Source organism: Mycobacterium asiaticum DSM 44297 (assembly GCF_000613245.1).
GTDB lineage: Bacteria > Actinomycetota > Actinomycetes > Mycobacteriales > Mycobacteriaceae > Mycobacterium > Mycobacterium asiaticum.
Map to the genome: position 1 here is coordinate 892122 of NZ_HG964937.1, position 20782 is coordinate 912903.

Here is a 20782-nt window from a genome sequence, read left to right on the forward strand (position 1 = left end):
GCGTCCTCGAACTGCGCGGGCGGCGGCGACTCGGGCGCCAGTCGGTAGTCGACGGCGACGACCGCCGCACCAGACGCCGACGCGAGTGCCCGGGCCAGCGGTTCGAACGAATGGTTGCTGCCCATCACCAGGCCGCCGCCGTGGAAGTACACCAGCACCGGCTGGCCGAGCGCATCGGTGGGGCGGTAGATCCGGGCCGGAAGGCGTTCGGGGATAACGACATCGGTGATGTCGGCCATCTCCGGCATGTCGTCGGGCAGGGGAGCGGCCTCGATGGCCGCTCGGACCGCCGCAAGACCCCGCACCCGCATCGGCGGGATATCCCCGAACGCGGCGATACGCGCCGCGGCGTCCGGGTCGAGGTTCATTTCTGGCGTCCGGCCGGGGGGCTCTGTCTGGCAAGGACTTCCGCTCTCCGCTTCATCGCCTCGAGCACGGATTCCTGCGTTACTAGATAGAACTCGTCCGCCGCCGCCTGGTCGAACAGCGTTCTCGCGGCCGCCAACGGATCCATCGCGCCGGCCTTGATATCGAGCATGGTGGCCCGCTGCGCCTCGGCGGCTCCGGCGTCACCGCCGGCGTCGACGCCGCCGGCCGACTCGAAGATGTTGGAGACGACGGCGCCGGGCAGCACCGCCTGCACGTGGATGTGGTGGCCGTGCCCGGCGGCTTCGACTTCGAGACGCAGACACTCGGTCAGCGCGAGCACCGCATGCTTGCTCATGATGTACGGCGACTGCAGCGGGATGGCGGTCACCGCGCCCACCGACGACAGGTTCCACACCCACGCCTGCTCGTTGCTGCCCATCATCGCGGGCAAAAACGCTCGGACACCGTGGAATACGCCGCTGATGTTGACGTCTATCACGCGCTGCCAGTTAGCCAGCGGGGTGTCCCACAGGTAACCGAACTGTTCGACGCCGGCGTTGTTGACCAACAGCCGTACTGGGCCGACATCGCGGTAGGTCCGGTCGGCCAAGTCCTGGACCGCGCCGGCGTCCCGTACGTCGCAGACCACTGCGACGGCGGTGCCGAGCTCGTCGCGCAGTGCCCCGATGGCGTCAGCGTCGATGTCGGCCAGGACCACCGTCATGCCCAACCGGTGCGCGTACCGCGCCAGCCCCGCGCCGATGCCGGCGCCCGCGCCGGTGATGACGGCCACACCGCCGGAGAACGTTTCGCGCGCGTTCACGACCCCATGCTGGCATGCCGCACGGAAAGCAGCTCCGAGTTGGTGGTATCGAGGACGACGTCCATCTCGGTGAACTCCAGGCCGTGGGTCCCACCGCGTCGCACACCCACCTCCGCGACGCCGCTGGACACCGCGAACGGCACGAAGTTGGCAATCTGGTTGACGAAGAGGTAGAACCGGGCGCGGGTGACGTCCCCGTCGGAACCGATGCGGTGCACGTTGGTGGCGTGGTGACGCAGCGGGTAGGGGCTCTGTTCGCGGTGCTCGGTCAACCACTGCAGCACCTCATCGCGACCGCGCAGTTCGGGTGACATCAGCTCCTCGAAAGGGCTTGCGCCGCTGTCGCTTCTGCTCACGTACCGGATGTTGTCGGCATATCGCGCGGCGAGCTCGTCATAGTGCGCCTCGTCGTAGTGGTACCAGAAGCCGCCGATGAACTCCTGCAGTTCCGGCAGCGTGATGTCCTCGCTCATGATCGTGAGTCAACCCCGGCGCGGCACCGAACACACCCCGATCGTCCGGTGAGTGGAACACCGTCTTCACCCGGTGATCAGGTCCCACAGCCCGCCGGCACTGGCGTGCAGGGCCGCGTCAGTGACTTGCTCGTCCCAGTAGCACATCGAACCGAATTCCGAGCGCCAGGCCAGTGCGGCCCGGGTGAACTCGTGCAACCGGTGCTCGCGGGTGGTGCCGATCGCGCCGTGCACCTGGTGGGCGTTGCGCACCACCACCGAGGTGGCGTGACCCGCGCACGAACGGGCTGCGGCCACCAGGAAACTCAGGTTGAACGCCGACCATCCGCTGGACACCGCGGTGGCCAGCGCCGCCTCCGTCGCCGCTCGGGCGAGCGTGGCCTCGGACGCGATATCGGAGAGCATGTGCTGCACCGCTTGGAATTTCGAGAGCGGGCGGCCGAATTGAACTCGCGCGGTGACGTGCTCGATGCACAGCTGCACGATCCGATCCAGGGCGGCGCAAACCTGGATGGCCCGTGCCAGCGCGGCCTTCGACCGCAATTCGGTGACCAGGGCCAGTGTCACCGGCTCACCGGACAGTGCCGCCAGGTCGGCGGTCACCGCGTCGCGCGGTTCACCGATCAGGTTGGTGCCCGGGGTGACGGTCAGGTCCCCGACCGGGATGTCGGCGACGCGGTAGCCGCCTTCGGGTCGCCACACCACGACGACCCGGTCGGCGCCCACGGCCCACGGCACCCCCGCCGCCTCACCCTGCTTGTTGAGCACCGCCATCGTCCGCACCGCAGTGTCGGTGGGCAGACCGGCCGCCTCTAGCAGCCAGCAGCCCAGTAAGTCATGCTCCGCCAACGGGATTCGGACACCATTACCGGCCGCCGCGGATAGCAGCTCGGCCGCCTCGTACCAGCCGGCCCCGCTGCCGCCGTGGGCTTCAACGCCGGTCAACCGCACCAGACCGAGTTCGTCGAGCTGGCTCCACAACTCCGGGTCCAGCTGCACCGCCGCGCCGGGCGGATGCTTCTCCCGGTACTCTCCGAACACAGCGCCCATCATCTCGACGAGGGCCGGGTCGACGCTCACCGCAAGCCCAATCCGCGGGCGATCACGCCGTGCAGCACTTCGTTAGTGCCACCGCGCAGGGTGAACCCGGGCCGCTGGTCCACGGCGGCGCGAGTCAATTCTGAGAACACCGTATCGGGCGGGTCCTGCAGGTCGGCGAATTCGGCGATATCACCCTCGGTAGTGGTGCCGAGCACCTTGACCACCGCGGCGGGCAGGTCGGCCGGTTCGTGCCGCTGCAGCGCGCCGGCGACTGCGGTTGACATGTGGTGCAACCCCGCGATGCGCGCCACCAGCCGGCCCAGCTCCGCGTCGCGAGGAACGGCATTGGCCGCCATCCGATCAGCGCACGCCGCCAGCAATACAAAGGTGGACAGGAACCGTTCGGGTCCGCTGCGTTCGAAGCTCAGCTCCGACGTCACTTGTTGCCAGCCTTCACCGATCGTCCCGAACACCATGTCGTCGGGCACGAACGCGCCGTCCAGGAGCACCTCGTTGAAGTGGTGCGCACCGTTCATCGAGATGATCGGACGGATCTCTATGCCCGGGCCCCGCAGGTCGACGATGAACTGACTCAGCCCGGCGTGCCGATGCTGCGGATCCACCGGCGCCGTGCGGGCCAGCGCGATGAACGCCTCCGCGAGATGGGCTCCGGACGTCCACACCTTGGTACCCGACAATGACCAGCCGCCGTCCACCCGCTCGGCCCGGGTCCGCACGCTGGCCAGGTCGGAACCGGAGTCGGGTTCGCTCATACCGATGGCAAAGAAGCACTCGCCGCGCACAATCCGCGGCAGAAAGTGCCGCTTCTGTGCTTCGGTGCCGTACTTCAGTAGTGACGGCACTATCTGGCGGTCGGAGATCCAATGCGCGGCGACCGGCGCGCCGGCGGCCAGCAGTTCCTCGGTAACAACGAACCGCTCCTGAAATGAGCGTCCGTGTCCGCCGTACTCGACCGGCACCGTCATGCCCAGCCAGCCCCGCGCGGCGAGTGCGGCGGTGAAATCCCGATCCCACCGGGACAGCCACGCGTCGACGGTCGGCGTGAATGCGCCCGCCGCCAGCTGCTCGATGATGAACGCGCGGACCTCGCCGCGCAGCTGGCCGGTGGCCTCGTCGTCGAGCCCGGCCGGCGGCACCAACCTGGCTGGCATCAGCGCGTCCGCCACTTGGCAATGCGTTGTTCGTGCTCGGGGTCGCGGTGCGCGAGCGGCTGCATCGCGGCGGCCATGCCCAGGGTCGACTCCAGGGACCCGGTGCGCGATTCCTGCAGCAGCCGCTTGGCCATCCGCAACGCGTGCGGCGGGTTTTTGGCGATGCGTTCGGCCAGCTCGTTCGCCTTCGCCAGCAGCTCGTCGTGCGGCACGACGTTGCTGACCAGACCCCAGTCCAGCGCGGTGGCCGCATCGATGCGGTCACCGGTGAACGTCATCTCCGCGGCCCGTTGGTAGCCGATGACGCGCTGCAGGAACCAGGTGCCGCCGTCGCCGGGGATGAGGCCGAGTTGCACGAAGCTTTCCGCGAAAGATGCTCGCTCGGAAGCGATTCGGATGTCGCACATCAGCGCCAGGTCGCAGCCGGCGCCGATGGCGGCGCCGTTGACAGCGCCGATCAACGGAACTTCGAGCCGCGATAGTGCCCGCGGGATCCGCTGGATCCCGTCGACGTAGGCGCGGCGCTGGTCCAGCGCGCTCAGCGCGAAGATGCCCGCCTGGTCGGCCATCTCCTTGACGTTGCCGCCGGCCGAGAAGATCTTGCCCTCGCCGGTGAGGATGACCGCCCGCACCTCGGTATCGGCGTTGGCGCTGTCAACCGCCGCCTCGAAGTCGGAGATGACGTCCTTACCGGTGATCGCGTTTCCGACGGCCGGCAGGCTGATCGTCCAGGTGCGGATCGGTCCGTTCGTGGTGATATCCAAAGCGGTGGTCATGCTGGCAACTGTAAGGACTCGGTTTCAGTGGCCCGCCGACGCGCGGGCGAACCGCTCCCGCAGCGCCCGTTTGAGCAACTTGCCGCTGGGGTTCTTGGGCAGCGAATCGACGAGAAACACCTGCTTGGGGGTCTTGAACCCGGCCAGGTGTTCCCGGCAGTGCGAGATCAAGTTTTCCTCGGTGAGGCGGACGCCGTCGCGAGCCACCACCGCGGCCACCACGGCTTCCACCCAGACCGGGTCGGCCAGGCCGAACACCGCGACTTCCTGCACGCCGCTGTGCCGGTACAGCACCTCCTCGACTTCCCGGCTGGCGACGTTCTCGCCGCCGGTCTTGATCATGTCTTTCTTGCGGTCCACGACGTGCAGCAGGCCATGCTCGTCGTAGAAGCCGAGGTCACCGGAATGGAACCAGCCATTTCGAAACGCCTCCGCGGTCTTCTCGGCGTCGTCGAGGTACCCCAGCATCAGGTGCGGGCTACGGTGCGCGATTTCCCCGACGACGCCGGCCGTGACGGGGGCGTCGTCATCGTCGAGGATCGCGGTTTCCACGTTGAGCACCGGGCGGCCCGCGGCGCCGGCGTGGGCGTCCTGCTCGTCGGGTCGCAGCGCGGAGGCCAACGGCGCCATCTCGGTCTGACCGTAGAAGTTCCACAACCTCAAGTGCGGCAGCCGTCGACGCATCTCGCCGAGGATCTCGGTCGGCATCGCCGACGCCCCGTAATAGCCCTTGCGCAGGCTGGACAGGTCGACTTCTTCGAACAGCGGCGAGCGGAGCAGGCTGATCCAAACCGTCGGGGGCGCAAAGTAATTGGTGACCGCGTTGCGCTCGATGGTACGCAGCACGGCCTCCGGTTCGGGCCGCGGCAGGATGATGCTGGTGGCGCCGAGATAGACATCGGGGATCAGGAAGTTGTCCAGCTGGGCGCAGTGGTAGAGCGGCAACGAGTGGATTTCGATGTCGTCCTCGCTTTTGTCGCCGGCCACGATGGTGCTGATGTAGTTCCACAGCAGGCTGCGGCTGCTGTGCATGACGCCTTTGGGGCGGGACTCGGTGCCGCTGGTGTACATCAGTCGCAGCAGCTGGTCGTCGTCGACGAGCGGTTGCGGTGCCGACGTTCTGGTGGCCAACCAGTCGGTGAAGTCGTCGCTCAGCGTGAATGTCTTCGCCTGTCGCCGGCCGCCCACCCGCATCGCTTCCTGGGCCGTCGCCAGGAATTCATCCTGTACCAAGAACCCGCTGACGTCGCTGTGCCCAAGGATGAACCCGATCTCCTCAGCCGTCAGCATGAAATTCACCGGGACCAGGACCACCCCGGCACGCGCCGTGGCGAACACCAGCACCGCGTACTGCCAGCAATTGCGGGCTAGCAACGCGACGCGGTCACCGGGCGCAAAACCGTTGTCGTGCAAAGCCGCCGCCGCCCGGTCCACCAGGTGCTCGAATTCGGCGAAGGTCAGGACGGTATCGCCGTCGATGATCGCTGTCTTGTCCGGGTGCTTGCGAGCCGGGCGGCGAGGGATGTCCCCGAGCGAGTGACTGCGCGCTCGGGCGATCACGTCTTGCATACGTTCGAAGATAAGCATCATGTCCCGCTCAGAGGAAAGCGCCGTCGCCCTGATGCGCCACAGCTTCGATACTGACTCACATGGCCACGCTGGATCCCGAGGAACTGCGCGCGAACCTGCGCCAAGCGGATGCGGGTGTTCTGGTCGCCGTGTTGGCGCAGCTCACCGGTGATCCGCGGGTCGTTGACAGGTTCGGGCCCAAGATCTCCCACATCCCGGACCCCCCGAACGTGCCGGCGTCACTGATCCGGCTACTTTTGAAGCGCTGGTCGATGCGGTGATAGCGGCGCTGGACCGGCACCCGGGAGCCCACCGCGCCGATGACCCCGCGATGTTTCGCCGGTTGTTGCCGCTGGCGTTGGGGTCGCCGGTCGACGACGAGTTCGTGCCGCTGCTGCTCGAGCAGGGCGGCTTTCAGCTTTCCCAGCCGACGTTGCCCCGCACGGTGCCGATTCCCGAGACGACGACGGTGGCCATCGTGGGGGCGGGCATTGCCGGCATCACCGCCGCGCTGGCCGCCGCCGACGCTGCAGTGGCCTATGAGATCTTCGACCGCAACGACGAGGTCGGCGGCACCTGGCTGACCACAACCTACCCGGGTATCGGAGTGGATACCCCGTCGGCGTATTACTCGCTGTCGCGCGAGGTCAACCCGGAATGGACCAGCTACTACCCGCAGGGCGCCGAGTACCAGGCCTACCTGGTGAATCTGGCCGACAAGTACGGCCTGCGGGCACATACCCGGTTCGGTACCGAGGTCGAGGCGCTGTGGTGGGACGGCGACCGCGCGCAGTGGCAAATCCACGCGGTGGACCGGGACGGCAACCGGTCCGTCAGCCATGCCCGGGTGGTCGTCACCGCGGCCGGCTACCTGAACCGGCCACGGTGGCCGGAGCTGCCGGGCCGGGAAACGTTCGCGGGCATCAGCATTCACTCCGCGCACTGGGATCCGTCCCTGGATTTGGCCGGCCGCCGGGTCGCCGTAATCGGCGCCGGCTGTACCGCGGTGCAGATCGTGGACGCTTGCGTAGACGAGGTCGAACACCTGACGGTGTTTCAGCGGCAACCGCATTGGGTGGCGCCGCGCAAGCGGTTGACCGACGATGTTCCCCCGCACCGCCGTTATCTTGGCCGACACCTTCCGTATTACGCGAACTGGAATCGGCTGAAGTCGTTTTGGGGCACCGCTGACAACAACTACCCGGTCATTCTGCGGGACCCGGAGTGGGCGGAGACCCATCTGTCGATCTCGCCCGCCAACGACGTGCTGTTGCAGATGTGCCTGGAATACATCGATCGAACCTTCGGTGCAGGAACGGAATTGGCGAAGAAGGTCACGCCCGACTTCGCGCCATACGGCAAACGGATCATCCGCGATCCGGGTGGCTACTATGCGGCGCTGACGCGCGACCACGTCGATGTCGAGGCCAGTGAACCGCGTCAGGTCAATGCGAAAGGGATTGTCACGCAAGATGGTCGGCAGATCGATCTCGATGTGATCGTGTACGCCACTGGCTACCATCTGGATTTCCTGTCCACCATCGACATCCGCGGCCGCGACGGCCGTCGACTCGTCGATGAGTGGGGGGACAGCCCCGCGGCCTACCGGGGCGGCACCGTGCCTGGATTCCCCAATCTGTTCATCAACTCCGCACCCAACTACAGCCCCGGGCACGGCGCGGGCGCCAACTTCTCGATGGAAGTGATGGCGCACTACATCGTTGAGTGCCTGCAACTGATGGCGCTGCGCGGCGCGACCACCATGGAAGTGACGAGACAGGCCTATGACGAGTATGTCGCCGGCATCGACGAGGCGATGGCGGGCACGGTCGTGGTGTCACACACCGAACGCGCATACCTACTATCGGTCGGGTTCGGGCCGGGTAGTGGTGGCCACCCCTTACCGATTGGTCGACCTCTGGCACGAACACCGGGCGCCGATCGAAGAGCATTTCGAGCTGCGATGAGGCGGTTGTTATCCGGCAGAACGGCGTTGGTGACCGGCAGCAGCCGGGGGATAGGCCGGGCGATTGCGCAGCGGCTTGCCGCCGAGGGGGCGACGGTGGTGGTGACGGCGCGGTCTCTAGAGCCGTCGTTGTCCGTGCGATCCGGAATTGCCGCGACCTTGCCCGGCGCCATCGGCGAGACGGTCGCGCTGATCGAGGCAGCGGGCGGCCGGGCGATCGGGGTGGCGGCGGATCTGGAAGATGCTTCAGAGCGGGATCGATTGATCGACGAGGTGCTCGACCGCACTGGTCGAATCGACATCCTGGTCAACAACGCGGGATTCGCGGACTACTCGCTGGTGGCGGACATGTCGATGGAGACGTTCGACCGGACGGTGGAGCACTACCTGCGGGTCCCGTTCGTCCTGACTCGGGCGGCGGTGCCGGTAATGCGTGCGCAGGGCGCCGGCTGGATCGTCAACATCGGATCGGTCACCGGGGTGGCGCCGGTGCGGCCCTATCGGGATTACAACAAGACCGCCGGTGACGTCGTCTACGCGTCGTGCAAGGCCGCGCTGCACCGCTTCACGCAGGGCGTGGCCGCCGAGCTGCTCGACGCGAACATCGCGGTCAACTGCGTCGGCCCGTCGACCGCGGTCCGCACTCCCGGTGCAGCGCAACTGATTCCCGAGTCGTTCCCGACCGAGCCCGCGGAGTATCTGGCCGAGACTGTGCTGGCGATGTGTCATCGGCCGGCCGCCGAACGCACCGGCTTGGTGGCGTTCAGCCTGCACTATCCGTGGTCGCAGGGTTTGCCGGTGCACAGCCTGGACGGCCGGTCCGTGTTGCCGGCACTGGAACCGCCCACCTCGGCGAACCCGAATATCCGGGCCGCCGGGGTGTGATTTACTGCGCCCGGCCGACGTCATCGCTTATGGGATTCAGCTTGTGTCGTCGGACAGTTCGCGGATGATGCCCTCGACGGTGGCGCCCCTGCCCAGCCGTTCCTGAATGATCGTGGTGATCGACTCCGTGTCGATGCGGGTAGTCAGCTGCGGTTCACCGAGGCGCACCTCGACCCATGGACACACCTCACCGTTCTCATCCACCAACGCGTTGAACCTGCGCGTGCGTCTCTTCAGTTCGTCAAGAAACTCGGGTCGCACGCGCATGACGACCTCGTCAGGCCACCGTTCTGCTCCTTTTCCAGCCAGGTCACCAAATCGCGAATCCATTTGAAGACGGCGAGTTTTGCCGCACCTGTCTCGCCTGTGCCCATCTGCGCGGTTTCCGATGCAATATTGCTCCTGGAGAGCGGTTCCTTCGCCTTCCCTGATGGTTAGTGCACCGGCTAGCGGTCATCAATGATCGCGTTGTATCAATCCGCAGGCAGATTGTCCCAATTCGCGGTATCCGGCAGCACGCAGAAGCTGTGGCACACCCGATCGCGCACAATGACTTCCGGGCATTCGGGATCGAACCAACGATCGACCACCGCCCAGTGGATGGGATGCATCAGATATTGACCCACCAGACCGTCGACGTCGGTGAATCCCTGCTCGAACACATGGGTCCACGGGTTCCCGACCGGCTCGTCGACACGACTCAACTGCCAGGCGGTGATCGTGTTCACGTAACTGGCTATCGACCGAAGCTCGGCCTCGAAACGATCGATGATGTCGGCGGGAGTGCCGGGCGCCACCCGCAGCAACAGGGTGCGGTACACGGTGCCGCTCGTGACGTCAGTACGCACGGGGCTGCCGGAGTAATTGGCGCCGGTCATCCCGGTCACCGCGGCGTCGGCGACCGTGGCGGCGAAATCATTTTCAATTGACCGCCATTCGTCTTCGGCGGCGAAGCGCAGATGGAAGATGATGTCGCCGCCATTGCGGGAGCCGGGCATCGTCGGTTGCACAATCGAGTACGGCGAGCGAGCCGCGACGGCGCGCAGGTCACGAAGTATCCGGTCGCGTTCGGACTCGGCTACTTCGAGCAACCGGATCACGCTATACATCACAAAGATCGTCCACGTCATCGGCCGCCGCCGCGAACGAGCGCGATCGTTCCACCACCAACTCGCTGATCCGCGACCACCATTCACTCAACCCGGGATCCGGTCGCCCCTGCCACGTCATCTCCCACCACGCCTGCACGCTGGGTAGCGTCCAGGTGATCGTGATGGTGTTGACCTCGTCGTCGAACCAAATCGGCGGACTCACCAATACGTCGCGCAGTGTCATGCCGCGCTCGCGCGCACCCGGGGCGTATTCGGCCAGATAGGAGTCCACGAACCGGCGCGCGCGACCGGGTTTGGTCACCACCCGGTCAATCACGTAGACCTGCCCGTCAGACATCGGCCGACCCCAGCGTCGCACTGAGCGCCGCACCGGCCCGTCGCCGTGCGTCCTGAGCTATGTCCAGCATCGGCATGCTCATGAAGCCATGTATACCGCCGTCGAATCGAAGCAGCGTCAGCGGTACCTCGGCCGACTTCAACGCCGACGCGTAGGCCCGCGCCTCGTCGCGCAACGGGTCGTGCCCCGCGACCACCACGACCGCGGGCGGCAGATCCCGCAGATCGGCATGCAACGGCGCGGCATAGGGGTGAGCGCGATCGGCACGGGATGGAACGTACTGGTCCCAGTACCATTCCATGGCCGGCCGCGGGTTGTAGTACCCGCGGCCGAACAAGCGATAGGACTCGGTGGAGAAATCGGCCGCGATCACGGGGTAGATGAGCAGTTGCGCCGCGATCGCGGGACCACCGCGATCCCGGGCCATCAACGCCGCCACGGCAGCCAAATTCCCGCCGGCACTGTCGCCGCCGACGGCTACGCGGGCTGGATCGCCGCCGAACGCTCCGGCCGCTGCAGCCTCGGTCACCGCATAGACATCATCGGCAGCCGCGGGCCAGCGATGCTCTGGCGCCAACCGGTAATCAACCGAAACAACCACCGCGGGAACATGATTGGCCAGGCTTCGGCACAAGCCGTCGTGGCTGTCCAGATCACAGAACACGAATCCGCCCCCGTGTGCGTAGACCAACACCGGCAACCGTTCGCCCTTGGGTCGATAGATTCGCACCGGGATGTCGCCTTCGGGCCCAGCCACCACCGCGTCGCGGACCTCGCTGACGGGTTCAGGTACGACGGGCGGCACGAACCGGTCCCGGATCACGGCCCTGGCTTGCGCACCGGTCATGGTGTGCACGGGCGGGAACCCGGCGTCCAGTCCCTCGATCAGCTCGGCGATCTGTGGATCGAGGCTCACGCGTATCGCAGCAACGGCCTCGGCGATTGGAGCGTCGGCGCAACGCGGCCGTCTTCGACGTTGCGCCAGATACCCATCGCGGTCATGCGCACGGGCGCCACTAGGCGTTGGTCAAACATCATGCGGTTCATTGGACCACACACCGACACCGCTGCCACCGCCTCACCGGGGCCACCGATCGGTGCTGCGACACAACCGAATCCGAGCAGCGATTCCTCCCGGTCGAACGCAAAACCGTGGCTACGGATCTTGGCCAGTTCGGCCGTCAGTTGGGCCGCGGTGGCGATGGAGTACTTGGTCTTGCGTGTGGTGAGGTCGACCGGTTCGTGGTTGTCCTGGTAGGCCAGCATCGCCTTGCCGACCGCCGCGCAGTGCGCCGGCTGGCGCCCGCCGACCCGGGTGGGGATCGCGGCGATCATGCGGTCGCCGATCTTGTCGAGGTACAGGACGTCGGCTCCGTCCAGCACGGCGAGATGAACGACCAGCCCGGTGGCCCGGTGCAGCTCACCCAGCAGCGGTTTCGCCGCGCGCACCAGTCGGTCCTGGTGCACGGCCAGCGAACCCAGTTCGACCAGGCGCATGCCGAGTTCGTAGTCGCGCCCGCTGCGCCGCAACCACCGCAATTGCACCAGCCGCTCCAGCATCCGGTGCGCAGATGACCGGGGTAGGCCGGTGCGGCGCACGATCTGGGCCAACGTCAACCGCCCCGGACCCTCGAAGGCATCAAGCACCAACGAAATTCGGTCGATCACGGCGCTGGGCGTGGTGGGTTCGGGCGGTGCGGACACGGTCGCTGGCATAGGTCCTCCAAGAATCCCTGCCTGGCTGCAATATTCCTATTAGGAATACCACACCGAGGTGCTTGGTGTCACCGCTCTCCGCCGAGCAGACGCAGAATCGCACTGAAACGCCCGGTTCGTGCGATTCTGCGTCTGCTCGCGCGCTAGGGAAGGCGAGCGGCCGAGCGGCCGGCGCGGCGGCCATAGAAGCTGCCATCGCCCAGCGAGATACCGCTGGCGTAGCCCCACGCGGCCAAGCCGGCGGTTGATCGGCCGGCGGCGAATAGTCCCGGGATGGGTTCACCGTTGACGTGCAGCACCTCGGCGGCCAGCGAGGTGCGCAGCCCGCCCAGGGTGAAGCCACCGGTGGACTCGCGTAGGTCGACCGCCCCGACCGGGGAGCCGATCGGCCTTAGCCACTGAGATTTCTTGTGCAACAACGGGTCCTCACCGCGCGCGGCGCCTTCGTTGTAAGCGCCGACGGTCGCCTGCAGCGAGCCGGGTGCCAGGCCCATCTCCGACTCCAACTCAGCGACGGTGTCGGCGACCCAGGTGGCCGGGCGCAGCATGAACTTGGGCGACCACGACGCCATGGCCTCTTCCTGCGAATCGTTGTCGATGATCAGGTAGGCGATGTTGTCCTGGTGATAGAGGGTGAGCTGTCCGATCCGCCCCGGGTAGGTGTCTTCGGGGACGTAGCGCTGGCCGCGACTATTGACGAGAATGCCGCGCACCAACTGCTGCGGGTCGATGAAGATCGCGACCTCGGTGGCGTCCATGTGCGCCAGGTCAGCTCCCAGCGCCTGGGCCATCCGGATCGCTTGGCCGTCGTGCTGCTCGATGGAAGCCGCGGGCCGGCCGGCAATCCGGGGTGCATACTGCGCCACCATCGCATCGTTGTAGGCGAAACTACCTGTGGCCAAGACGATTCCACGGCGGGCCCGGATGTTCATCTCCCCGCCGTACCGCCGCGCCCGGATGCCCACCACCCTGCCATCGGCGGCCACGATCAACGACTGCACGCGGACGTCGTAGAGCGACTTGACGCCGGCCGCGGCGGCCGTTTCGACGAGGGGCTTCATCAGCATGTAGCCGGCGCTGGCTTCGCCCTGCTTCTTGTTCGACATCTGCGGGACGTGACCGCGCGGCGCGGGGGAGGCGATGGTGTTGAAGGGCCACGAGTTCTCCCCGCCGCTGTACATCAGGCCTTGGTCGCCCATCGGCTCCCAGCCGGGCTCGGCGAAGAACTCCGCCTTGAACGGCACGCCGCAGTCGACCAGCCAGTCGAAGTGGGCGACGCTGCCTGCGCAGTAGTCGGCGATGCGCGTCCCGTCGGCGCCGGGACCCATCGCTGCGTTGAGGAAGGCTGCCATGTTCTCCACCGAATCGGTGAATCCGCAGGCCCGTTGCAGTGCGGTGCCGCCGCCGAGATAGATGAACCCGCCCGCCATCGAGGCCGCACCGCCCCACGAGCCGGTCCGTTCCAGCACCAGCACGTCGGCGCCAGACCTCGCCGCTTCCACCGCGGCCGCCGCGCCGGCGATCCCGTAACCGGCGATGACGACGTCGGCCTCGTGCTCCCAGTTGGTGATAGAACCCGCGGGGATAGGCGTGACGTCACGGTCGATCATTGGGCTAAGGAGTCCCTTCTGTCACTCGCGTCACCCGGAGTGCCTGTTGTCGCTGCAAGGCGGGCGCATCGGCGCATCCCCGAAAATTCGTGACGCATGAGGCTGCTGTGACACCGACCCAAATTCAGGGCCGCATTGCCGCCGGCATTTCACCGACCCACTGATGGCCCCAGTAGCTGTCGGCGGTGATTTCCTCTGCCGTGTAATAGGTTTCGTCTACCCGCATCCCGTCGGTGCCGAACTCGATGTCCCAGTCGCCGGGTGTGCGGACATAGAACGACACCATCTTGTCGTTGGTGTGCCGGCCCAGGGTCGAGGACAACTGGATGCCCTCGGCGTTCACCCGGTCCAGCGCCTGCCCAACCGCATCCAGGGTGTCCACCTCCACCATGACGTGCACCAGTCCCGGGTCGCGCTGATGCATGGCCGGGCAGACCGCCAGGCTGTGATGCCGCTCGTTGATGCCCAGAAAGCGGACCCGGATCGGGCCGAACTCGGGCGGCGCCGGGACCCGGAACGCCCCCACGCGATCGGAAACCGAGCACCTCGGTGTAGAAGTCGAACAACCCGTTGGGGTCCATCGCCGGCACCACGACATGGCCCAAGCCCTGAGCGCCGGTCACGAACTTGGCACCGAACGGGGTGACCACCGGGCTGTGGTCGAGCACCGCGCCGTGGAACACCTCGAGGGTGATGCCGGCCGGGTCTTGGAAAGTGATCACCTCTTCGACGCGCCGGTCGTCGGCCTCCTGCTGGGACAGTTCTTTGACCGGCACCCCGACGTTATCCAGGCTCGCCTTGACTCGTTGCAGCGCCGCGCGGTCGCGCACCTCCCAGCCAACCGTCATCACCCGGTCGGTTTCACCCGGAACGACGATGATCCGGGCCGCACGCTCATCCATCCGCAGATACAAAGCGGAGCTGTCGGTGCCCTTGCCTTGCGCGAACCCCAACACCCCGAACGCGAAGTGCCGCCACCGTTCGATGTCATTCGTCGAAACGGTAATATAGCCAAGGCTTTTCAGATCGCTCACGCTCAAACCTCCCTAGATCAGAGCCCGCAGCGGACCCATCGGCGGTTCCACGCCGAACGAGCTCAACGCCGATGCGTGGTAGGTCGTGCCGGGCATGTGAATGGCATGCAACTGCCCGACGTGCACATCGCGCCAATACCGCTGCAACGGCTTGTCCATCCGCGACGCGTTGCCGCCCGAGCGCGCAAAGATCTCGTCGACGGCCGACACCGCCCGCCACACGGCGCGGATCTGGGTGCGTCGCCCGGCCGCGCGATCGGCGAACGACACCTCTTTGCCCGCGGCCACCATGTCGTAGATGCGGTCCGCGTTGGCCAGCAACTCCTGGCGGGCCGCGTTGATATCGGCGGCGGCCTCACCAATCGCGTACATGACGTAGGGGTCGTCCTTGATCGCGGTGCCGGTGGCCCCGACGCGCTCGCGTTGGTAGTCCAGGTGCGCGGCCAGCGCGCCCTCCGCGATGCCAATGGTCGCCGCGGAGATGCCCAGCGGGAACATCGTCGACCACGGCATCAGGTACAGCGGCTCGGTCATGCCCGCCTCGCGCTGCGCGGTGCCGTCCATCACCTTGGTCGCGTCCATGGTTCGGTAAGTGGGGACGAACGCGTCTTTGACGATGACGTCCTTGGAGCCGGTTCCGCGCAGCCCCACCACATTCCATGAGTCGTCGACGATCTCGTAGTCCTTGCGCGGCAGGATCATATGCAGCATCTGCGGCGGCATCAGTGGTACGCCCTCGGGGTTGGCGAGCATGGCGCCCAGGATGATCCAGTCGCAATGATCGGTGCCCGAGCTGAACTGCCAGCGTCCGTTGAAGATGTAGCCCCCGTCCACCGGGCGGGCCACACCTTGCGGCGCGTACGGGGACGCCATCCAGGTGTCGACGTCGTCTGCCCAGATCTCGGCGGCGACCTTGGGATCGGCGTAGGCGAGCTGGTAGGGGTGCACCCCGACCACGCCGACGATCCAGCCCGCCGCCGGGTCCAAGGCGGCGGTCGCCATGGTCGTCTCGGCGAACTCGCGCGGGTGGGCCTCGAAGCCCTGGTACTGCTTGGTTTGCAACAGCCGGATCAGGCCGGCGGCCTTCATCATCTTGACCGTGTCGTCGGTGAGCCGTCCGATGCGCTCGGCCTCGGGGGCCTGCTCACGCAGCTGGTCGGCAATTTGCACGACTCGGTCGAGTACCCGCTCGCTCATGCTGTCGTCCTTACGTGTGTGGTCGTGCTTCTGTGTTTACTCCACTCGGCGTCCCGACTCACCGCCGATCCCGGTCAGCGGACGAAACGCTGGGTTCGGCGTCCCTGAGGACCTACCGTGGGTGGTTGTGAACACTGTGGACGCACCGGACGCGATTGTGGTGGGCGCCGGGTTCGCCGGCCTGTATGCCCTGCACAAGTTGCGCGGCCAAGGGCTCTCGGTGCGCGTGATCGAGGCCGCGCCCGAAGTCGGCGGCACCTGGTACTTCAACCGGTACCCCGGCGCTCGCTGCGACGTGGAGAGCGTCGACTACTGCTATTCGTTTTCCGAGGAACTGCAGCAGGAATGGGACTGGACAGAAAAGTACGCCACCCAAGCCGAAATCCTGCGCTACCTGAACTGGGTTGCCGACAAACTTGACCTGCGCCGCGACATTTCGTTCAGCACACGAGTGGTCTCAGCGGTGTTCGACGAGGCCGCTGTGTGCTGGTCGGTCACCACCGACACCGGCCAGACACTGACGGCGCGCTTCTTGCTGATGGCGACCGGCCCGCTGTCGGATGCGATGACGCCCGACTTCACCGGCCTGGACACGTTCGAAGGCGAGATCCTGCACACCGCGCGCTGGCCCCACCACCCGGTCGATTTCACCGGCAAGCGGGTCGCCGTGATCGGCACCGGATCCTCGGGCATTCAATCGATTCCGATCATCGCGGAGCAGGCCGCGCAACTCTACGTCTTCCAGCGCACACCCAATTTCAGCGTACCGGCGGGCAATCGCAAGCTCTCGGCCAGTGAACTCGCCGAGATCAAGGCCGGTTACGCCGAACGGCGCCGACTGTCCTGGCGCAGCGCGGGCGGTTCGCCGCATATCACCGCGCCGAAGCCAACCATGGAATACAGCCCGACGGAGCGGCGCGCGGCGTTCGAAAAGCGTTGGCAACTTGGCGGAGTGCTGTACTCCAAGACGTTCCCCGACCAAATGACCGACCTGACGGCTAACGACGAGGCGCGCCTCTTCTACGAAGAGAAGATCCGTGCCGTACTGAAGGATCCGGCCCTGGCCGATTTGCTCATCCCGAACGATCATCCGATCGGCACCAAGCGAATCTGCACCGACAGCAACTATTTTCAGACCTTCAACAAGCCGAACGTGTCGCTGATCAGTGTGCGCGCCACCCCGATCGAATCGGTCGATGCCACCGGCATCAACACCACGGAGCAGCACTACGACGTCGACATGATCGTTTTCGCAACGGGTTTTGATGCGTTGACCGGCGCGCTGGGCAAGATCGACATCGTCGGCCGCGGCGGTGAGTTGTTGCGCGACAATTGGGTGCACGGGCCGCGCACCTACCTGGGCCTCGGCGTCGACGGCTTCCCCAACCTTTTCGTAATATCCGGTCCGGGAGCGCCGGCCGTCCTGGCGAACATGGTGTTACACGCTGAGGCGCACGTGAATTGGATCGCCGATGCCATTGCCTACCTCGAGGACCACGGTTATGCCGCCATGGAAGCCACTCGGGACGCCGTAGACGGCTGGGGCGTCGAATTGGCCAGGCGTGCCGATGCGTCATTGTTCATCAAGGCCAATTCCTGGTACATGGGCGCCAATGTGCCCGGCAAACCCCGCGGCTTCATGTTGTTCGTTGGCGGGTTCGCGGCGTACAACGACATTTGCACCGAAATCGCCCACGCCGGTTACAAGGGTTTCGAACTCGTCAAGAAGCCATGCTGACCGGGTTGCGCGACAAGGTCGTACTCGTCACGGGAGCGGCGCGCGGCACCGGGCGGGTGCATTGCCAGCGGTTCGTCGACGAGGGTGCCCATGTGATCGCACTCGACTTTCCTGAGGCCGCCGACGATCTCGCCTCGCTGGCAACCGAAGTCGAGAACCGCGGTCGGCGCTGCGTGACCGGCCTAGCGGACGTCGCCGACCTGCGGGCCGTTACCGCCGCCGTCGAAGCCGGGGTCGAGCGGCTAGGTCGCCTGGACGTCGTGCTGGCCAACGCCGGCATCCACACACCCGGTCGGCCCACCTGGGAGCTCGACGCGCGGGACTGGCAGCGCACGTTGGACATCAACCTCACCGGTGTATGGCACACCGTGAAGGCGGGGGTGCCGCATATCGGCGCCGACGGCGGCTCGGTCGTCATCATCAGCTCCACCAGTGGGATCCGCGGCATGGCGAACGCCGCCCACTACACCGCCAGCAAGCACGCCCTGGTGGGCCTGGCCCGCACGCTGGCCAACGAACTGGGGCCACGAGGCATCCGGGTCAACACCGTGCACCCCGGCGCCGTCGCGACGCCAATGGTGCTCAACGAGAAGACTTTCCGGCGCCTGCGGCCGGACTTGGATAACCCGACGGCCGAGGACGCGGCCGAAGTGTTGCGGGGCCGCAACCTGCTACCCGTGCCGTGGGTGGAGCCCGTCGACGTCGCCAACGCGGTGGTATTCCTGGCCTCCGACCAGGCCCGCTACATCACCGGTACAAAGCTCGTCGTGGACGCCGGCCTGACGCAGAAGACGACCTGAGGCTGACGAACGACGAGGAGATGACGATGACCGACCGCAGCAGATACGGCCCCTGGGCACTGATCGCCGGCGGCTCGGAAGGGGTGGGCGCCGAATTCGCCAAACAGCTGGCGGGCGACGGCTTCGATCTGGTGCTGATTGCCCGCAAGCCCGAACCGTTGGCGGACATCGCCGCCTGCTGCCGGGAAATCGGCGCCCAGGTGCGCACGATCGCCGTGGATCTACTTGAACCCCAAGCGGTTCAGCGGATCGTCGCCGAGACTTCCGATGTCGAGGTCGGACTGTTGATCTACAACGCCGGGGCGAACACCTGCCGCGAGTCGTTCCTGGACGCCGACCTCACCGCCATCAGTCGGGTCATCGACCTGAACGTGACCCGGATGCTGGAGCTGGTGCAACAATTCGGGCGACCGATGCGGGAGCGCCGCCGTGGCGGCATCATCCTGGTCGGGTCGATCGCCGGCACCTATGGTTCGAAGCGCCAATCGGCGTACACCGGCGTCAAGGCTTTCGGTCGGTTGTTCGCCGAGAGCCTGTGGCTGGAATTGCGCGATCACAACGTCGACGTCCTGGACCTGCTTTTAGGGGTGACCCGCACGCCGGCGATGGAGCGGGCCGGGCTGAACTTCGACGTGCCGGGTCTGTCCGTTTCCGACCCGGCCGACGTCGCCCGCGAGGGGCTGGCGAACCTGGCCAATGGCCCCGTACTGGTTGCCGGCGACAATGCCGCCGCGGTGCGGTGGGGCAGCGGACCGGACCGGGCCGCGATCGTCCTGGGCGCGCACCAGAAGGTCCAGGCGCTGATAGGGGGTAGCACATGACCGACATCGAAACCCTTGCCGCCCGGCTGCGCAGACTCGAGGACGAGCGGGACATCACCCGCTTGATCGCCTGCTACGGCCCCGCGGTGGATGCCGGCGACGCGGACACCGCCGCAGGGCTGTGGGCCGTCGACGGCAGCTATGACGTCGAGGGGTGGCGCATGCAGAGCCGCGCCGACGTGCACGCCATGGTGAGTTCGCAGCATCATCAGAACCTGGTGGCCGACGGGTGCTGTCATTTCCTGGGACCGTGCGTGGTGACCGTGGACGGTGATCGCGCGGTGGCAGTGTGCGAATCGCTGGTACTGGTCCGCGATGGTCAGGGCTACCGAGTATGGCGTTGCACCGCAAATCATTTCGTGCTCGCGCGCAGCGACGGGGGATGGCAGATCACCGCCCGCACCAGTCGCGTGCTGGACGGCAAAGCCGAGGCGCACGCGTTGTTGACCAAGGGCCTGGCCGGCGCCGTCTAGCAGCGGGACAGGAACGCCAGCACGGTGCTCTCGAACGCGTCCTTGGCCTCGATCATCGCCCAGTGCCCACAGTTGGGGAACACGTGCAGTTCGGCGTTGGGGATGGTGCGCATCGGAACGATCGCCATGTCCAGGGGGCTTACCCTGTCGTCGCGTCCCCAGGTCAACAGGGTGGGGGCGGCAACCTTGTGCATGACCGCCCACGGCATCGGCCGGTCGGAGGCATTCATCATGGCCATCATCGCCGAATAGGCGGCCTTGCCGTACATCCGGCGTGCCGCCGCCAACGTCTCCGGATCGGTCGCCAGCTGCCAGCGTTCCTCGATGAGTTCCTCGGTGACCAAGGACTGGTCGTAGACCATCGACCTAAGCCAGTCGACCAGCCGCTGCCTGGTGGGATCCTCGGTGAACTCCTGCAGAAGCCGAATGCCTTCGCTGGGACCGGGACTGAAGGTGTTGGTGCCGATTCCGCCGATTGTGACCAGGCGGCCGATGCGGTCCGGATGCCGGATGGCGAAGTTGATGCCGACGCCGCCACCCATCGAGTTGCCGACGATGTGGACCCGGTCGACGCCGAGCGCATCCAGGAACGGCGCCACCACACCCTGAGCGGTCACCATGGGATGGCCACCGAAATCGTCGGTGACGCCGAACCCAGGAAATTCCAGGATCACGCAGCGGAAGTGCTCGGCGAACGCCGGCAGAACACCCCGAAAGTTCCGCCAACCCGTCACCCCCGGACCGGATCCGTGCAGGAACAACAACGTCGGGGCTTTCGCGTCACCGGCGTCGTAGTAGCGCAATGTGCCGTTCTCGGTGCCGATCTCGCGCAGGTCTGTTTCAGCAGTGTTGGCCACGAATGTCACCCTG

General features: G+C 66.4%; 20 protein-coding genes and 2 pseudogenes. 6 read left to right on the plus strand and 16 right to left on the minus strand.

Annotated features, from left to right (window positions below):
- The 7 genes from BN972_RS14500 to BN972_RS14530 form a co-directional block, all read right to left on the minus strand.
- The coding region (locus tag BN972_RS14500; RefSeq protein WP_036360890.1) for an alpha/beta hydrolase at positions 1-368 on the minus strand (368 nt) is incomplete at its 3' end.
- Positions 365-1192 carry an SDR family oxidoreductase gene (locus tag BN972_RS14505; protein ID WP_036359058.1) on the minus strand — a complete coding sequence of 276 codons (828 nt, stop codon included), beginning with the start codon at positions 1190-1192 and terminating at the stop codon, positions 365-367. The genes BN972_RS14505 and BN972_RS14500, both read right to left, overlap by 4 nt.
- Positions 1189-1665 (minus strand): nuclear transport factor 2 family protein, encoded by a 477-nt coding sequence (locus BN972_RS14510; RefSeq protein ID WP_036359061.1) that lies wholly within the window; start codon positions 1663-1665, stop codon positions 1189-1191. The genes BN972_RS14505 and BN972_RS14510 overlap by 4 nt, the downstream gene beginning before the upstream one ends.
- A gap of 66 nt (positions 1666-1731) precedes the next feature.
- Complete coding sequence (locus tag BN972_RS14515; protein ID WP_051545648.1) at positions 1732-2718, minus strand: acyl-CoA dehydrogenase family protein; 987 nt, start codon at positions 2716-2718, stop codon at positions 1732-1734.
- 23 nt (positions 2719-2741) lie between these two features.
- Complete coding sequence (locus tag BN972_RS14520; protein WP_036360892.1) at positions 2742-3878, minus strand: acyl-CoA dehydrogenase family protein; 1137 nt, start codon at positions 3876-3878, stop codon at positions 2742-2744.
- The gene (locus tag BN972_RS14525; RefSeq protein ID WP_036359066.1) at positions 3878-4654 is read right to left on the minus strand and encodes a crotonase/enoyl-CoA hydratase family protein; all 777 of its coding nucleotides are present in this window, start codon (positions 4652-4654) and stop codon (positions 3878-3880) included. Before BN972_RS14525 ends, BN972_RS14520 begins: the two co-directional genes overlap by 1 nt.
- A 24-nt stretch (positions 4655-4678) precedes the next feature.
- Complete coding sequence (locus BN972_RS14530; protein ID WP_080696849.1) at positions 4679-6223, minus strand: acyl-CoA synthetase; 1545 nt, start codon at positions 6221-6223, stop codon at positions 4679-4681.
- Positions 6224-6303: 80 nt separating this feature from the next.
- On the opposite strand from BN972_RS14530, the pseudogene BN972_RS14535 reads away from it, so the two are divergent.
- Both BN972_RS14535 and BN972_RS14540 read left to right on the plus strand, forming a co-directional pair.
- Positions 6304-8190, plus strand: a pseudogene (locus tag BN972_RS14535) (flavin-containing monooxygenase).
- Positions 8187-9074: an SDR family NAD(P)-dependent oxidoreductase gene (locus BN972_RS14540; protein WP_036359070.1), complete on the plus strand. Its 888-nt coding sequence runs from the start codon at positions 8187-8189 to the stop codon at positions 9072-9074. Before BN972_RS14535 ends, BN972_RS14540 begins: the two are co-directional and overlap by 4 nt.
- A gap of 36 nt (positions 9075-9110) precedes the next feature.
- Here the strand turns inward: BN972_RS14540 and BN972_RS14545 are convergent, their stop codons facing one another.
- From BN972_RS14545 to BN972_RS14580, 8 genes and pseudogenes are all read right to left on the minus strand, one after another.
- Positions 9111-9341, minus strand: coding sequence for a hypothetical protein (locus BN972_RS14545; protein WP_036359072.1), 231 nt, complete (start codon positions 9339-9341; stop codon positions 9111-9113).
- 206 nt (positions 9342-9547) lie between these two features.
- Positions 9548-10183 carry a Dabb family protein gene (locus tag BN972_RS14550; protein ID WP_036359074.1) on the minus strand — a complete coding sequence of 212 codons (636 nt, stop codon included), beginning with the start codon at positions 10181-10183 and terminating at the stop codon, positions 9548-9550.
- Entirely contained in the window at positions 10176-10523 is a 348-nt protein-coding gene (locus BN972_RS30455; RefSeq protein ID WP_036359077.1) for a hypothetical protein, read from the minus strand. Before BN972_RS30455 ends, BN972_RS14550 begins: the two co-directional genes overlap by 8 nt.
- Entirely contained in the window at positions 10516-11439 is a 924-nt protein-coding gene (locus tag BN972_RS14560; RefSeq protein ID WP_036359080.1) for an alpha/beta hydrolase, read from the minus strand. The genes BN972_RS30455 and BN972_RS14560 overlap by 8 nt, the downstream gene beginning before the upstream one ends.
- Complete coding sequence (locus BN972_RS14565) at positions 11436-12239, minus strand: IclR family transcriptional regulator (RefSeq protein WP_390176215.1); 804 nt, start codon at positions 12237-12239, stop codon at positions 11436-11438. The genes BN972_RS14560 and BN972_RS14565 overlap by 4 nt, the downstream gene beginning before the upstream one ends.
- 143 nt (positions 12240-12382) lie before the next feature.
- Entirely contained in the window at positions 12383-13849 is a 1467-nt protein-coding gene (locus BN972_RS14570) for an FAD-dependent oxidoreductase (RefSeq protein ID WP_036359083.1), read from the minus strand.
- Positions 13850-13973: 124 nt separating this feature from the next.
- Positions 13974-14883, minus strand: a pseudogene (bphC, locus tag BN972_RS14575) (biphenyl-2,3-diol 1,2-dioxygenase).
- A gap of 12 nt (positions 14884-14895) precedes the next feature.
- Positions 14896-16080 carry an acyl-CoA dehydrogenase family protein gene (locus BN972_RS14580; RefSeq protein WP_036359086.1) on the minus strand — a complete coding sequence of 395 codons (1185 nt, stop codon included), beginning with the start codon at positions 16078-16080 and terminating at the stop codon, positions 14896-14898.
- Between the two features lie 121 nt (positions 16081-16201).
- On the opposite strand from BN972_RS14580, the gene BN972_RS14585 reads away from it, so the two are divergent.
- The 4 genes from BN972_RS14585 to BN972_RS14600 are packed head-to-tail and all read left to right on the plus strand — an operon-like array spanning position 16202 to position 19912.
- Positions 16202-17818: a flavin-containing monooxygenase gene (locus BN972_RS14585; protein WP_036359089.1), complete on the plus strand. Its 1617-nt coding sequence runs from the start codon at positions 16202-16204 to the stop codon at positions 17816-17818.
- The gene (locus BN972_RS14590; RefSeq protein WP_080696952.1) at positions 17815-18618 is read left to right on the plus strand and encodes a mycofactocin-coupled SDR family oxidoreductase; all 804 of its coding nucleotides are present in this window, start codon (positions 17815-17817) and stop codon (positions 18616-18618) included. Before BN972_RS14585 ends, BN972_RS14590 begins: the two co-directional genes overlap by 4 nt.
- A 26-nt stretch (positions 18619-18644) precedes the next feature.
- On the plus strand, positions 18645-19439 hold the full coding sequence (locus BN972_RS14595; protein WP_036360896.1) for an SDR family NAD(P)-dependent oxidoreductase: 795 nt from the start codon (positions 18645-18647) through the stop codon (positions 19437-19439).
- Positions 19436-19912: a nuclear transport factor 2 family protein gene (locus BN972_RS14600; protein WP_036359094.1), complete on the plus strand. Its 477-nt coding sequence runs from the start codon at positions 19436-19438 to the stop codon at positions 19910-19912. Before BN972_RS14595 ends, BN972_RS14600 begins: the two co-directional genes overlap by 4 nt.
- Here BN972_RS14600 and BN972_RS14605 read toward each other — a convergent pair.
- Entirely contained in the window at positions 19909-20769 is an 861-nt protein-coding gene (locus BN972_RS14605) for an alpha/beta fold hydrolase (protein WP_036360898.1), read from the minus strand. The two genes, BN972_RS14600 and BN972_RS14605, sit on opposite strands and share 4 nt — an antisense overlap.
- Between the last annotated feature and the right edge of the window lie 13 nt (positions 20770-20782).